The organism is Flavobacterium collinsii (assembly GCF_902804485.1).
GTDB lineage: Bacteria > Bacteroidota > Bacteroidia > Flavobacteriales > Flavobacteriaceae > Flavobacterium > Flavobacterium collinsii.
Map to the genome: position 1 here is coordinate 23,480 of NZ_CADCST010000113.1, position 14,673 is coordinate 38,152.

General features: G+C 35.4%; 16 protein-coding genes. 6 read left to right on the plus strand and 10 right to left on the minus strand.

All coding sequences use genetic code 11. The annotated features are described in order from the left end of the window. Positions 1-2 precede the first annotated feature (2 nt). Both FLA105534_RS18525 and FLA105534_RS18530 read right to left on the minus strand, forming a co-directional pair. Positions 3-401: a hypothetical protein gene (locus FLA105534_RS18525; RefSeq protein ID WP_173967579.1), complete on the minus strand. Its 399-nt coding sequence runs from the start codon at positions 399-401 to the stop codon at positions 3-5. An 8-nt stretch (positions 402-409) separates the two neighbouring features. Next, positions 410-1,285, minus strand: coding sequence for a protease complex subunit PrcB family protein (locus FLA105534_RS18530; protein WP_173967580.1), 876 nt, complete (start codon positions 1,283-1,285; stop codon positions 410-412). Positions 1,286-1,443: 158 nt separating this feature from the next. On the opposite strand from FLA105534_RS18530, the gene rmuC reads away from it, so the two are divergent. The 4 genes from rmuC to FLA105534_RS18550 all read left to right on the plus strand — a co-directional run bounded on the left by rmuC (position 1,444) and on the right by FLA105534_RS18550 (position 5,024). Continuing rightward, complete coding sequence (rmuC, locus tag FLA105534_RS18535; protein WP_173967581.1) at positions 1,444-2,817, plus strand: DNA recombination protein RmuC; 1,374 nt, start codon at positions 1,444-1,446, stop codon at positions 2,815-2,817. Between the two features lie 88 nt (positions 2,818-2,905). Then, positions 2,906-3,454: an acyl-CoA thioesterase gene (locus FLA105534_RS18540; RefSeq protein ID WP_173967582.1), complete on the plus strand. Its 549-nt coding sequence runs from the start codon at positions 2,906-2,908 to the stop codon at positions 3,452-3,454. 193 nt (positions 3,455-3,647) lie between these two features. After that, positions 3,648-4,040 carry a VOC family protein gene (locus FLA105534_RS18545; protein ID WP_173967583.1) on the plus strand — a complete coding sequence of 131 codons (393 nt, stop codon included), beginning with the start codon at positions 3,648-3,650 and terminating at the stop codon, positions 4,038-4,040. Positions 4,041-4,454: 414 nt separating this feature from the next. Next, complete coding sequence (locus tag FLA105534_RS18550; RefSeq protein WP_173967584.1) at positions 4,455-5,024, plus strand: YceI family protein; 570 nt, start codon at positions 4,455-4,457, stop codon at positions 5,022-5,024. Positions 5,025-5,027: 3 nt separating this feature from the next. Here the strand turns inward: FLA105534_RS18550 and FLA105534_RS18555 are convergent, their stop codons facing one another. Continuing rightward, positions 5,028-5,939, minus strand: a complete 912-nt coding sequence (locus FLA105534_RS18555) for a TIGR01777 family oxidoreductase (RefSeq protein WP_173967585.1) — start codon at positions 5,937-5,939, stop codon at positions 5,028-5,030. A gap of 98 nt (positions 5,940-6,037) precedes the next feature. Here FLA105534_RS18555 and FLA105534_RS18560 point away from each other — a divergent pair, with 98 nt between their 5' ends. Continuing rightward, positions 6,038-6,700 (plus strand): TetR family transcriptional regulator C-terminal domain-containing protein, encoded by a 663-nt coding sequence (locus tag FLA105534_RS18560; protein ID WP_173967586.1) that lies wholly within the window; start codon positions 6,038-6,040, stop codon positions 6,698-6,700. Continuing rightward, on the plus strand, positions 6,697-8,001 hold the full coding sequence (locus FLA105534_RS18565; RefSeq protein ID WP_173967587.1) for an ABC1 kinase family protein: 1,305 nt from the start codon (positions 6,697-6,699) through the stop codon (positions 7,999-8,001). Before FLA105534_RS18560 ends, FLA105534_RS18565 begins: the two co-directional genes overlap by 4 nt. Positions 8,002-8,073: 72 nt before the next feature. Here the strand turns inward: FLA105534_RS18565 and FLA105534_RS18570 are convergent, their stop codons facing one another. From FLA105534_RS18570 to FLA105534_RS18600, 7 genes are all read right to left on the minus strand, one after another. After that, a complete protein-coding gene (locus tag FLA105534_RS18570) occupies positions 8,074-9,369 on the minus strand; it encodes a cryptochrome/photolyase family protein (RefSeq protein ID WP_173967588.1) in 1,296 nt (431 codons plus the stop codon). A 51-nt stretch (positions 9,370-9,420) separates the two neighbouring features. Further along, positions 9,421-9,885 (minus strand): SRPBCC family protein, encoded by a 465-nt coding sequence (locus tag FLA105534_RS18575; RefSeq protein WP_089076222.1) that lies wholly within the window; start codon positions 9,883-9,885, stop codon positions 9,421-9,423. Between the two features lie 9 nt (positions 9,886-9,894). Continuing rightward, the gene (locus FLA105534_RS18580; RefSeq protein ID WP_173967589.1) at positions 9,895-10,335 is read right to left on the minus strand and encodes a sterol desaturase family protein; all 441 of its coding nucleotides are present in this window, start codon (positions 10,333-10,335) and stop codon (positions 9,895-9,897) included. Positions 10,336-10,367: 32 nt separating this feature from the next. Next, entirely contained in the window at positions 10,368-11,207 is an 840-nt protein-coding gene (locus FLA105534_RS18585) for a phytoene/squalene synthase family protein (RefSeq protein ID WP_173967590.1), read from the minus strand. A 3-nt stretch (positions 11,208-11,210) separates the two neighbouring features. Then, the gene (locus FLA105534_RS18590; protein WP_173967591.1) at positions 11,211-12,677 is read right to left on the minus strand and encodes a phytoene desaturase family protein; all 1,467 of its coding nucleotides are present in this window, start codon (positions 12,675-12,677) and stop codon (positions 11,211-11,213) included. A 37-nt stretch (positions 12,678-12,714) separates the two neighbouring features. Continuing rightward, on the minus strand, positions 12,715-13,614 hold the full coding sequence (locus tag FLA105534_RS18595) for a MerR family transcriptional regulator (RefSeq protein ID WP_173967592.1): 900 nt from the start codon (positions 13,612-13,614) through the stop codon (positions 12,715-12,717). A 74-nt stretch (positions 13,615-13,688) separates the two neighbouring features. After that, positions 13,689-14,648 (minus strand): ion channel, encoded by a 960-nt coding sequence (locus tag FLA105534_RS18600; RefSeq protein ID WP_173967593.1) that lies wholly within the window; start codon positions 14,646-14,648, stop codon positions 13,689-13,691. Positions 14,649-14,673 lie beyond the last annotated feature (25 nt).

A 14,673-nucleotide genomic window follows, 5' to 3' on the forward strand; every position in this document is an offset into this window, starting at 1 on the left:
AACTATCTTTTGTAAATAGTACGAGATGCATCAGTGTTATTACTAACAATTGTTAGGTTTTGATTGTCAAGGTTTTCTATGAGGTATGTCTTCCCTTCAAAGGTAATTAAGTCATGTTCAGCCTGATCAAAGTAACCAATTCCTTTTTCGATTTTATAAGTGCTATTTCTTATTTCAACATTATTTTTGTACGTGATCACTCTTCCGTTAGGCGTAAAAACAATTTTTTTGTTAAACCCGATAGTCTTTGGAGTTGCCGTATAAGGATTATCGCTTCCTCCAATTGATTTTTCCCAAATCCACGTGTTCACAATTGAACCGGAATTGATACTTGTAGCTTCCAGTGAATATGCCGACGAAAAGAGACAGCATACAATAATAAGTAAGAAATATTTTTTCATAAATCTAATTATTTTAAACTTGTTATTTTGTCTTTAATCGCCTTTTTGAAAGCTTTTACTTCGGCACTTTGATCAGTAGTGTCGTTGTTGTCAATGAAAATTTTAGTAACGCTTATTCCCTGACGAAGTTCAAAGTAAATACCTCCCTGATCTGCAGAATCAGGAGAACCATATGTTTTTGTTTGCCCTTTTAAGGCTAAAATTTCTGCAGGTACCGTTTTTAAGAATAATGTATAATCTCCTTTTTTAGTTGTTGCGGTGTATCGGTATTGATTAAAATCATAAGCACCGGCTTTAACGTTTAGGAATTTTTGAATATTAAAATCATTGATCTGATAAAATTTTTGGCAATCTGCACCAGTACATTGGCCGCTAAAGCTACCAATTATGATACCATCACGGTTTTCTGCGACTTTATTAAACAAAATAGTTTTGGTTGTTTTTGGAATCAAAATGAAATCTGATGGATATGTCGCTCCCGGAGCAATAACTTCGCCCACTTCAGGTGCTTTTTCGTAGTAGTTGATTAAAACTTCGCATTTGTTTTGTACAAGAGAGGTTATTTTAATCTGATAACCGCTTGTAGGTTTAATTCCTGCGAAAATACCAACAACCATATCCTTGGTAAAATCGATAGGTGTAATCGTGGCATTTGGACAAGTATTTTCTTTTTTGGTGAAGTAAGCATTTAGTCTTTCTTCAGAACCGGCTAAAAATGCGACAGGATTGGTAGGTAAAGATTTAACACTATAGTTGCATAAAAGTGGAATTCCTGTAAAAGCTAAGTCTTCACTTTCTCCACAAGCTACATTCATATCTTCATTATTTAGGGAGCAGGCACTGAATCCAAAAGCTATAAACAAGCTTAACATTAATTTTTTCATGATAAAATTTTAATAGTTTATAATTAGTAGATGCCTTTTTTTTGAAATGGTTGCGTGAAAAATATTTTTTTTTATTTTAAAGGAGATCGTGAAATTTCTAATTTAGAATTAGGGACTATGTAGAATTGCGTACTTTTACTTCGTATAAAAACAAAATTATGTCTGAACTTCTTCCGTACTTGTTGGCTTTTGTAGTAGCGTTATGCTTAGGGATATACTTAGGCAAATTGTTGTTTGCCGCACGATTTCAAACCGAAAAAGTAAGTCTGGAGGAGAGGCTGAAGGCAATTGTCAATCAATTACAGGTACAGAAAGAGCAGTTTGAAAACGAAAGAAGAAGTTTTGAGAAACAGCTTCATTCCAACAGTTCAGAGAAAGAAAATATACGAACCGAAAAAGACAGTTTGGCTATTCAGCTTTCTAAAAAGGAAGTAGATTTTGAAAACTTGTGGGAACGTCACAAAGAACAAAAGAACGAAGTAAGCGAACTACAGGAGAAGTTTACCAAGGAGTTTGAAAATTTAGCCAATAAAATTCTGGAAGAAAAATCAGCAAAATTTACCGAACAAAACAGTGAAAATATGAAAAGTATCCTATTGCCGTTACAGGATAAAATTCAGGGTTTTGAACAAAAGGTAGAACAAACACACAAAGAGAGTATTGATTACCATGCGGCTTTGCGCCAGCAGATTTTGGGACTGAGTGAAATGAACGCCCAAATGAGTAAAGAGACCTTAAATTTAACCAAAGCTTTGAAAGGCGACAGTAAAATGCAGGGAAACTGGGGGGAATTGGTTCTGGAACGTGTTTTAGAAAAATCAGGTTTAGAAAAAGGAAGAGAATACGAAGTGCAGCAAAGCTTTACCAATGCGGAAGGGAACAGGGTTTTACCCGATGTTGTAATTAATTTACCCGATGGTAAAAAGATGATCGTTGATTCTAAAGTTTCTCTGGTAGCCTACGAAAAATGGATCAATGAAGAATCAGAGCTTCTTAAAATAGATTTTCTCAAAGAACATGTAAATTCAATTAAAAGACATGTGGAGCAATTGGGGAGTAAAAATTACCATGATTTGTATCAAATTGAGAGTCCGGATTTTGTGTTGCTGTTCATTCCGATTGAACCTGCGTTTGCGATTGCATTAAACGAAGATTCGACTTTGTACAATAAAGCATTTGACCGAAACATTGTTATTGTTACTCCTACAACCTTATTGGCGACTTTACGAACGATTGACAGTATGTGGACAAACCAAAAGCAACAGGAAAACGCCTTTGAAATTGCCAGACAGGCAGGAGCGCTGTACGATAAATTTGAAGGCTTTGTAACAGATCTGGTGCGAATAGGTAATAAAATAAAAGACACCAAAACGGAGTACGAAAATGCCATGAGCAAGCTCGTAGACGGAAGAGGAAATTTAATTTCAAGTGTCGAAAAATTAAAGAAAATGGGAGCGAAGGCCAAAAAGTCACTTCCTGAAAATATTATTGCAAGAGCTTCAAATTCAGATGAAAATCAATCTTTAAACTAAAATAGAAATATAAAAGTCTTGACACTGGATATGGTTTCATCAGGACTGTCTATAAAAATTTTCTCCGTTTAATTACAAATAAAAATATATGACTGCAGATTTTAAACCCGTTTCTTCATCAAAAATAAGTATTTCAGAATTAATGCTGCCATCGCATACCAATTTTAGCGGAAAAATCCATGGAGGATATATTTTGCAGCTATTAGATCAGATTGCTTTTGCATCGGCCTCAAAGTTTAGCGGTAATTATTGTGTGACCGCTTCTGTTGATACTGTAAATTTCTTAAAACCGATTGAGGTTGGAGAATTGGTGACCATGAAAGCATCGGTAAATTACGTTGGAAGAAGTTCTATGATTGTAGGGATTCGTGTGGAAGCCGAAAACATTCAGACCGGAGCCATCAAACATTGCAATTCTTCCTATTTTACAATGGTGGCTAAAGACAACGAAGGAAAGAGTGTACCTGTTCCGGGACTTATATTATCCAATTTAGAAGAGGTGAGACGCTTTAGAAAATGCATCAAACAAATTGAATCTAAGAAAGAAGTCGAAGAACACGCACGAATGACAGATGTTAATTCTATCGAAGACCTCGCAAGTTTAGACCAGTATAATGTGCATTTAGAGATTCACTAGGATAAGGGTTTAGGATGTGAGATGTGAAAAATATTTACAAAAGAAACACATTCCTTTGGTATAACGCTCTGCATTTTATTACAAGTGAAACGCCTTTTTCGGTTAGAAAATCTATGTTTCTATGTGTTAGAAGATTTTTTATGTGCGTCAGGCCCAATTAATATATTTTACAATCAAATTAAATCAAATACAAATGGTAAAGTTTGGATATACAATTTTATATGTCGAAGAAGTAGAAAAGTCCGTGTCGTTTTATGAAAAAGCATTTGGATTTTCAAGAAAATTTGTAACTCCTGAGGGAGATTATGGCGAATTGAGTACAGGCGAAACCACAATTTCGTTTGCTTCAAAAAAATTAGCTGCGCAAAATCTAAAAGATGGTTTTATCGAAAGCAAACCAGAGGAGAAACCTTTTGCTATCGAATTGGGTTTTGTAACCGATAATGTAGAGGATTTGGTAGCGAAAGCAACTTCTTCAGGAGCGCTATTAGTAAAGGAACCTACTCAGAAACCATGGGGACAAATCGTCGCTTATGTGCGTGATTTGGACGGGTTTTTAATCGAAATCTGTACTCCTGTTCAATAAGAGCGTTATAAAGCTTCAGTTCTATTAATGGCAGTTTGTATGGTCTCTTTAGGGCTAAAGTCAGAACACAAATTCCACGAATTTGCACAAATTTAATCGGTTAACCTTGTTTGTGAAGTTAATTTCACAAACAGATTAGTAGCAATTGGTGTAATTGGCGTAATTTTTTATAGTTGCGTCCACAGGGTAGCCCTTGAGGAGTTTTTTTGGGTAAGTGAAACATTCACAAATATTTAGTAAAAATCGGCAACCGTACTGCCGAAAAAATCGTAACTTTAAGTATAAATGATTGGGTTACTGTTTTTTCACGGAGTACTGCCATTCTATTTTTTTTAAGCTCATATTAAGTCCAGTTATTTCTCTTCTTAAAATAAGAAAAAATCGAATGACATAATTGTTTAATTCTTAACGATTATGAAAAAAATTACATTATTAGTTTTACTGTTTATTGCTTATTCCGTTATTGCCCAGGATAAACTTTTTACCAGTACCGCAAGCATAAATTTTGAAGCTTCGGTGCCCTTTTTTGAAGATGTAAAAGCGGTAAACAGACAGGTCACAATTGTTGTGGAGCCTCGAACAAGTACATTTATTTGTACCGTTGTTGTTAAAGATTTTCGATTTAAATTAGACCTGATGCAGGAACATTTTAACGAAAACTATATGGAGAGTCATCGTTACCCAAAAGCTGTTTTTAAAGGGAAAATTGAAAAATTTGATCTAAAAGATATAGACGAAATCGAAAAAGAATATCAAATCAAAGGCAAGCTGGTACTACGGGGAAAATCGAAAGAGATTATGGTAAACGCATTGATTAAAAAAGTGGGAGACGGAATCCAGATTGTTTCAGATTTCCCTATTTTAATCTCTGATTTTAATATAGAAATTCCGAGCAGAATAGCAGCTAAGATTTCTAAAACAGTGAATACCGAATTAATCGGAGTGGTCAGAGGTGGAGATCCAATGTATTTAACTTTAAAGTAAAGCCTAATTCAGGCAGCTAACCAGCGCGCTTTCTAAATCGGTAAACTGAAATTCGAATCCCGTTTTTTGTATTTTTTCAGATGAAACCCGTTGTCCTTTCAGGACAGCTTCGCTCATTTCGCCTAAAATAATTTTAAGAATAAAGGCAGGTACTTTTGGGAGCCAGATTTTATAACCGTATAAATTGGCAAGTGATTTTGAAAAACTAAGGTTCGTAGTATTGTCTGTGATGCAGGCATTATACGGACCTTTTATATTTTCGTCTGTAAGCGCTTTTAAATAAATCTGACATAAGTCTTCAATATGAATCCAGGGAAGGTATTGTTTTCCGGTACCCAGCACTACACCAAAACCATTTTTGAAATTAGGCCCAAGTTTTTTTAGAAAGCCTTCATTTCTTCCCAAAACAATTCCGGTTCTTAGTTTAGCAGTTCGGATACCTAAAGCATTAATTTTATCTACTGCCTGTTCCCATTTAACACAGGTTAGGCCTAAGAAATCATTTGCGGGAGGGCTATCCTCTGTACAAATAGTAGAACTGGTAACGGCTCCGTAAATTCCAACGGCCGAAGCCGAGATAAAAGCATCCAGCACTTTATTGTTTTTCTTTAAGATTGAAAAAATCAGATCGATGGGTTGTACACGACTCTCTAAAATGACTTTTTTACGTCTTTTGGTCCATCTTTTTTCAACGATTCCTTCACCTGCTAAATGAATGATGTAATCAGCCTGAAGAATAGCTTCTTCGTTGATATAATCACTTTTTAAATTCCATTTATAATAGGTGATTAATGAGGTGTTTTCTCGGGCAGTACGACTCAAAATCGATACCGTAAAACCACTGTCAATGAGTAGATCGGTTAGTTGTTTTCCAACAAATCCAGTGCCTCCGGTTAGTAAAACATTCTTTGCCATGATAGTTTATAATATATTTAACAGTGCATTTTGTTTAAGGCAAAGTAAAGGTACTTAAACATTCCTTACCTTTAAGGCAAATTCTAAATTTTAATGAAATGGCGACTAAAAATAAGACTATCACAAGAGAAGATATCGTTTCAAAATATATGGATGAAGTTTTAGAAAAGGGGCAAAAACCAAAATCGGTGTATCATTTTGCAAAAGAAAATGATTTTACGGAAGCTGAGTTTTATGCTTTTTTTGGAACATTAGAAGGTTTAGAAAAAGAGATATTCAGATTGTTTTTTGCGAATACGATTGATTTGTTGCATAAAAACGCGGACTATCAGGAGTATGACATGAAAAATAAAATGCTGAGTTTTTACTTTACTTTTTTTGAGATTTTAACGGCCAATAGAAGCTATGTACTGCAAGTTCTGAAAATTGACAGGAATCCACTTAAAAATTTAGTACAATTGACTTCGCTTCGTGAGGCGTTCAAAGAATATGTATCGGAAATATTGACCGATGATTACCGACTTGAACAGGAAAAATTTCAAAAATTTCAGGAAAAAGCCCTTCAGGAATCGGCTTGGTTGCAATTGATGATGACCATAAAATTTTGGATAGAGGATTCGTCTGCGGCATTTGAGAAAACTGATATTTTTATTGAGAAATCAGTTAATGCCTCTTTTGAACTGATGAATGTTGCTCCAATGAACCATTTAATAGATTTTGGAAAATTTCTGTTTAAAGAGAAAATATACAGCAAGCAATGAAAACGATCGATTATATACCGACCTCAAAAATAGAAAGAGCCAGTAAATTAGTGCAAACCGGGGCAAAGATTGGAGTAAATTATATCAAGCATTATGCTGAGAAAATGGTGAACTCAGATTTGACCCGTGATAAATTGAATGAAAATAATGCAGAAGATATTTATGACGGCCTCAAAAGCCTGAAAGGAAGCGCACTTAAAGTCGCTCAAATGCTGAGCATGGACAAGAATTTTTTGCCCCAGGCCTATGTAGAGAAATTTTCGTTATCTCAATTTTCTGTTCCGCCGTTATCAGCCCCTTTGGTTTTGAAAACTTTTAAAACCAATTTTGGAAAAACACCCTACGAGATTTTTGATGAGTTCAATGCTAATTCTGTCAATGCTGCCAGTATTGGTCAGGTGCATTTGGCGGTTAAAGATGGTAAAAAACTCGCAGTTAAAATTCAGTATCCGGGTGTTGCCAATAGCATTTCCTCTGATTTGGCTTTGGTAAAGCCTATCGCGATTAGAATGTTTAATTTACAAGGAAAAGATTCTGATAAATATTTTAAAGAAGTTGAAGACAAGCTGATTGAAGAAACCAATTATTTGCTGGAACTCCAACAAAGTAAAGAAGTGGTAGAAGCTTGTAGTAAAATCGAAAACATACTATTTCCTGATTATTATCCTGAGTTCTCTTCGGAGAAAATCATCACGATGGATTGGATGAGCGGAATACATCTTTCAGAGTTCACTGCTAAAAATACAGATCAGAAAGTGGGAGACAAAATAGGTCAGGCGCTTTGGGATTTTTATATGTATCAAATTCATGTTTTAAGAAAAGTGCATGCCGATCCGCATCCCGGAAATTTTCTGGTGGATGACAATAACCAGCTAATTGCGCTCGATTTTGGTTGTATGAAGCAAATTCCGGATGATTTTTATGTGCCATACTTTGAACTAATTAATAAAAATGTAATCACAGACGAAAAGCTTTTCAATCAAAAATTATTCGAATTGGAAATCCTTCGTCCCGATGATTCGGCGTCAGAGGTTGAATATTTTACAGAAATGTTTCATGACCTGTTGTCCCTTTTTACCAAACCTTTTCAGGACGAGACTTTTGATTTTGCCGATGAGACTTTCTTTGAAAATATTGCCAAATTAGGGGAGCGATTTACCAACGATACCAATCTTAAAAAAATGAATGGGAATCGAGGATCTAAACATTTTATCTACATGAACAGAACTTTCTTTGGTTTGTACAATCTGATGTTTGATTTGAAAGCGAAGATTGTAGTAGAGAATTATGTGAAGTATTAAAAAAAGGTTTGTTTCAGGTTTCAAGTTTCACGTTACAAAAAAACTGCAACCTGAACCTGAAACAAAAAAAAGCTATCTCAAAATTCCCTTTTTATAAGTTTCGATCGCCCGATCCCGTGCAAACGCATGATCCACCATTGGTTCGTTGTAGCCTAAATCAAATTCCGGAATCCATTTGCGAATGTAGATTCCTTTCTCGTCAAACTTCTTTTGTTGAATCTCGGGATTGAAAACCCTAAAATAAGGCGCAGCATCACAGCCCGTTCCTGCTGCCCATTGCCAGTTGCCTACATTGGAAGCCAGTTCAAAATCCAATAATTTTTCGGCAAAATAAGCTTCACCCCATTGCCAGTTAATGAGCAAATGTTTACATAAAAAACTGGCTACCACCATGCGAACCCGATTGTGCATATAGCCCGTTTCGTTTAGCTGACGCATTCCGGCATCAACCATTGGGTAACCCGTAGTTCCGGAACACCAGCGTTTAAAATCTTCTTCGTTATTGCGCCATTGAATGCCGTCGTAAGCCGATTTAAAATTGTGGTTCACAACATTTGGGAAGCTAAATAAAATCTGGATGAAGAATTCTCTCCAAATCAGCTCGCTTAAAAAGGTTTGGTTTTTTCGATTGGCCCAATTTACGAGTTTGCGAATACTAACCGTTCCAAAACGCAAGTGCGGTGAAAGATAAGAAGTACTGTCCTCAGCCGGAAAATCACGTGTTTCTTTATAATTAGAAATTTGGCTTAAATCGGGAGGAAGCACTTTTATAATACTTTTTTCAAAACCAATTTCGGCTAGTTCCGGAAAGGTAAACTGATTTTTGCTGAAGTTTCCGTACCAGGGTTTTGTGTCAAACTCAGGCGCCTGTCCTAAAAGATGGTATTTTTCAAGCCACTTGTTTTTATAAGGTGTATAAATGGTGTACGGAAGTCCGTCGGCCTTTGTGATCTCTTTCTCTTCAAAAATCACATGATCTTTGAATGAGGAAGCTGTGATATGGTGTTGTGCTAATAATTGCTGAATAGCAGCATCACGTAGGATGGCAAAAGGCTCGTAATCTTTATTGAAAAAAACGTGCTGAATGTCAAATTCAGTTATAAGTGATTCCCAAACCTTACTTGTAGTTCCTTTTTTAATGAGAATGGAGGAATCAATTGCTTTTAGTTGTTCGTTTATTTTTTGAAGTGACTCAAAAATAAACTGAACGCGTGCATCATTTTTGGGAAGGTTTTCCAGAATTTCATCATCAAAAATGAAAAGCGGAATTACCGGAAAATCCGATTGCAGGGCATGGAACAGTCCGGTATTGTCTTCTAAACGTAAATCACGTCGGAACCAGAAAAAAGAAACTTTTTGTTTTGTCATTGTATGATGTTCTGCTAGATTTTTTATCTCAGCTAAAAGATTTATACCGATTTAAGCTTTTGAATTGAATAGCTCTTCAATTTTATTGTAGCGATAATCAAAAATCGTTTTGAGTTTATTTTTAACAATAAGACTGTTCATGATTCTACCCAGATACCCTAATGGTAAAGCGTAATGCACCACATCAATCATTTTTGTTCCAGTTGCTGTGGGCTCGAAAAAGTGTTTGTGATGCCATAAAGCATAAGGACCAAATCGCTGTTCGTCGACAAAATATTGGTTTTCCTTTGAAACAGTGATGATTGTCATCCAGTTAATTTTAATGCCCAAAAGAGGTTTTAAAGTATAGGTGATAATTTGTCCGGGATACATGCGTTTGTTGTCAAAATCCTGAATTTCGAAACTCATATTATCCAGTGTTATCGTTTGGAGATTTTTCGGACTTGAAAAAAAATCCCAACATTCTTCAACAGTAGCGTTTACATGCTGTACGGTTTCTATTTTGTATACTTTCATAAAATCAATTTAAATATTATAATATTTAAAAGGAACAAACAACATTCCGAAACATTCTCCGTCCTCTTTGCCTAGGTGCTTGTGATGCATTTTATGTGCTTTTCTTAAGCCAATCAAGTATTTGTTTTTGGTGTTTTTAAACCATTTAAAACGCTGGTGGATAAGAACATCGTGAATTAAAAAATAACAGGCACCATAGAGTGTTACCCCGCAGGCAATGAAAAATAAATAGTTGAATCCACCCTGAACACCAAAATAAAACAAGACGATACTCGGAATAGCAAAAATGACAAAAAAGATATCATTGCGTTCAAAAGGGTGTTCGTATTTAGGCTGATGATGATCGGCGTGAAAATACCACATAAATCCATGCATGACGAACTTATGCGTAAGCCAGGTCACACATTCCATGAATAAAAAGACACCTAAAAAGATCAGAAAAGAAATCATTTTGTATAGTTTCTATGTGTTCGAAATTGATTTTAAACTAATTTTAATTTATACGTTACAAACGATTGTGCTAAAAGGCCAGCTTTCGTATAGTTAGATACTCTGATTCTCGAATTTCCAATCTCATAATAAGGCGTATTTTTAAGCTTTTGAAGCAGTTTCCTATAGTAAATATAGGCAGTATAAACACCGAATTTGGCTTCGATAGGCAGTTTTATGATACCTTGATATGCGATTCTGAAATCTTCTTCAATTTCGGCTATGATGGTGATTTTCGCTTCTTCATCAAAAGAATTTAAATCTACACCCGGGAAATAATTTCGATTTAGTACCAAATTATCTTCTTTCAAATCTCTTAGGAAATTAACCTTCTGAAAGGCTGATCCCAGTCGTGTTGCTTCATTTTTGAGTTGCTCGTATTTATGTTCGTTTCCTTTTACAAAAACTTTCAGACACATTAAACCTACCACATCGGCTGAGCCATAAATATATTCTTCATATTCGGTTTGAGTAGGATAACTTGATTTGATAAGATCTAATTTCATGCTTTTTAAAAATGCCTGAATTAGATCGTCAGTGATATTGTATTGTTTTACGGTATGCTGAAAAGAGTTGAGAATAGGGTTAAGACTGATCCCTGTTTGCATCGCTTTATAATATTCTTTTTCGAAATCGGAGATGAGATTTTCTTTTTCAAAGCCATTAAAAGAATCGACAATTTCATCAGCAAAACGTACAAATCCATAAATGCTGTAAATCGCATCACGAATACCGGGCGACAACATTTTAACTGCCAGTGAAAATGAGGTACTGTAACTTTGGGTAACCAGTTTACTGCATTTGAAAGAAACAGTGTCGAATAGTGATTTCATTGGTTAAGATCTAAAAGATTTTTGAATTAGGTCAGCTACTAGTTTTCCTGAAATTAAAGCAGGCGGAACACCTGGTCCGGGAACAGTTAACTGTCCGGTGAAATATAAATTACGAACTTTTTTACTTTTTAGTTTTGGCCTTAGAAAAGCGGTTTGTAATAATGTATTAGCCATTCCGTAGGCATTTCCTTTATAGGCATTGTAATCTTCAACAAAATCATTCTTACAAAAAGATCTCTTAAATATAATGTTATTTTTTATTTGTTGATTGGTCAATTGTTCAAATCTGGAAATTATTTTTTCAAAATACGTTTCACGAAGTGCTTCATTATCTTGTATTCCAGGTGCTAACGGAATGAGGAAAAAACCGCTTTCCATTCCTTGCGGTGCAGCAGACGGATCTGTTTTAGAAGGGAAGTTGGCATAAAATAGTGGTTCGTCAGGCCATTTAGGCTCGTCGTAGATATCAATGGCATGTTGGTTAAAGTCAACATCAAAAAACAAAGAGTGATGTGTGACGTTTTCTATTTTTTTATTGAATCCCACAAAAAATAAAAGCGAAGAGGGAGCAAAAGTGCGACTCTCCCAATATTTTTCCGAATAAGCGCGATATTCAGTATCCAGTAAAGTTTCGGTATGGTGATAGTCGGCGCCGCTTAAAATAACATCCGCTTCTATCGTTTTTCCATTAATTAAAAGCGCTGTTGCAGTTTTGTCTTTTACCACAATCTTTTCAATCGCGACGTTGGTTTTAATGGTGACTCCTAATTCTAATGCCAGTTTTTCGATTCCGTGTACGACATCGTACATTCCGGTTTTTGGGTGCCAAGTTCCTAAACCAAAATCGGCATAATTCATAAAATTGTAAAAAGAAGGTGTTTTTGTAGGCTTCGCACCTAAAAACAAAACAGGAAATTCCAGAATTTGTATTAGTTTTTCATTCTTGAATTGCTTTCGGATGTCGGTACTTACAGTACTTAAAAACTGATTTAGTTTTAAAGTAGTCTCGAGTGTAATTAATTCGAGTGCTGAGACTCCGGGACGATACACTAGATTCTTAATGGCAATATCATAATTGCTTTGTGCCTGACGAATGAAATTTTCTAGTTTTTTACCGCTTCCGGTTTCGATTTGCTCGAAGGTGTTTTTTATTTCGTCTAAATTATCAGAGATGCTAATGAAATCATTTAGACCAAAATAGACTCTGTAAGCTGGGTTGAGTTTTATGAGTTCGTAATAATCAGACGTTTTTTTATTGAAATCCAGAAAGAAACGTTCGAAAACATCCGGCATCCAATACCAGCTTGGTCCCATGTCGAAAGTAAAGCCGTCTTTTTTATATTGTCTGGCTCTGCCTCCAATAGTCTCATTTTTTTCATAAATAGTTACCGTATTACCTTGTTGTGCGAGGTAACATGCAGCAGCTAGAGAAGAGAAGCCTGATCCTATTATTGCTATTGTTTTTTTCATTTGTTTAACAAATATACAAAAACTTTAAACAAAAATATTACAGCATGCTGATAGTTTCTTCCATTGAATCGAAAACTCGTATTCTTTCGGATAAAACTTTCTGATCGATATGTTCTACCATATTACCCATAAGCCAGATTTCATTGTTTTTCTGAAGTAGTTTTTGCCCCATCGATTTTACGTATTGATTGATTACGTTGCGATCTGGCTGAATAGTCATGAAAGATACAAATGTAATGTTTTCGAAATGTTTGGTTAAATCCTGTAGGTTTTCGATAGGCATACTTTCGCCCAAATAGATGGTTTTGTATCCATTTAGTAAAATTTCATACTGCAGATAGAGCAACCCTATTTTATGAATTTCATTTAGAGGGAGCGAGAGTACAAAAATTCTGTTGGTTTTAGTTGGTTTTAGAATTTGAAGGCTCTCGGTATAAATTAAGATTTTCTGCTTGATGAGGTGACTCATGAAATGCTCATTGGCCGGAGTTATGGTTTCGGATTGCCATAATAATCCCAATTCTTTTAGTAAAGGAAGAAAATGGTCTTTGAAAACTTCCCGAAATGATTTTTCGGAAATAAGCCAGTCAAAAGTATTGAAGAAGATTTCCTGATCAAAATTCATCATTGCCATCTTAAAAGAAGTAATGGCGTAATTCTGCGAGTTTTTCTTCGAGATAATTTCGCGAACCAGTTGCGGGATTTTTTCTTCCGGATAGGTCGCTATTTTGGATATTTTATAACCGTATTCGTGTAATAATGTTATGTTTAAGAGTTTTTGCAGATTTTGTAAATTATAAAGCCTAATATTGGTGTCAGTACGCATGGGTTCTAAGATATTGTATCTTTTTTCCCAGATACGAATGGTATGCGCTTTTATCCCGGATAAGTTTTCAAGATCTTTTATGCTGAAAACAGTTTTAATGTTGTTTATCATTATTGGCTATTTATTGAACAAAAATAGAATAAAATCTCAAATTACCTTTATAACTTGAGTGAAATCATAGATTGCTAGAGGTTTACCGATTGGTAATCGTTTAATTTGTCTAAATGAAGGATGGTTCTGGAACCATCTTTACTTCTGTTGTACATGGTTTCAAATTTGGCCCCATAAATTAGTTCATCAAAAGTATAGGAAGTTCTTGCAGCAACAGTATTGCTGTACATATCGTCAAAAGTGGTAATGAAAACCAATATTTCACCATGTGTTTTTTCAAAATCTTCCTTAGTAAAATTGTATAAAGGACTGTTTTCGGTTATGGGATGCACGAGAGTCCAGCTTAATGAAAGTGCATTTATGTGTTCAAGTTCCAGATCTAAGCTATAAAATTTGTTGGTTTTTATACCGTTTTCTTCCAGGTTTAATCCTAGAGTCATTTTGGCTTTTGCATCTGTAAAATTGGTGTTTTTAAAAGGGACAAGGCGTATCATTAGACCTTTTTTGTCGCCATAAGGAGAAATTAAGGCATGGTCGGCAAATTTTAAAAAAGCGGTTGGTTTACTAAATCTTCCAAAGAATAAGCCCGTTGCTATTGCGAAGCTCAGTAACCCAATCAGGGCTTCGGCGGAAGAAAGAGCACTCGTTAAAAATCCGGTAGGGCTAATGTGTCCGTAACCCACAGTAGTAAAAGTCTGCGCGCTAAAAAAGTAAGCTTGTCCAAACTGAGTCAGCACACTTTCAGACTGTTTGATTCCGTCAAGATGTTCAATTCCGATCGCATAATAGGCAATCGCAAAAAGAAAATTGATTCCAATGTAAAAAGCAAACAAAATAAACATGAATTTCCAGTTTGGCATGTCGATCATGGTGTGGTACCAGCTAATACGACGAAGCAGGTGCATCCCCCTTTTTTCGACATTTGGAGTTCCATTTTTGTTTACAAAACGACCTCCGTAGCTGTTTGCATTCGACCCAAAACCAGAATTGATGTCGGTTTGTGCTTTTTGGTTTATTTTTTTGAGAAGTGCCATTGCTGTTTGGTTTAAGTAACAAAAG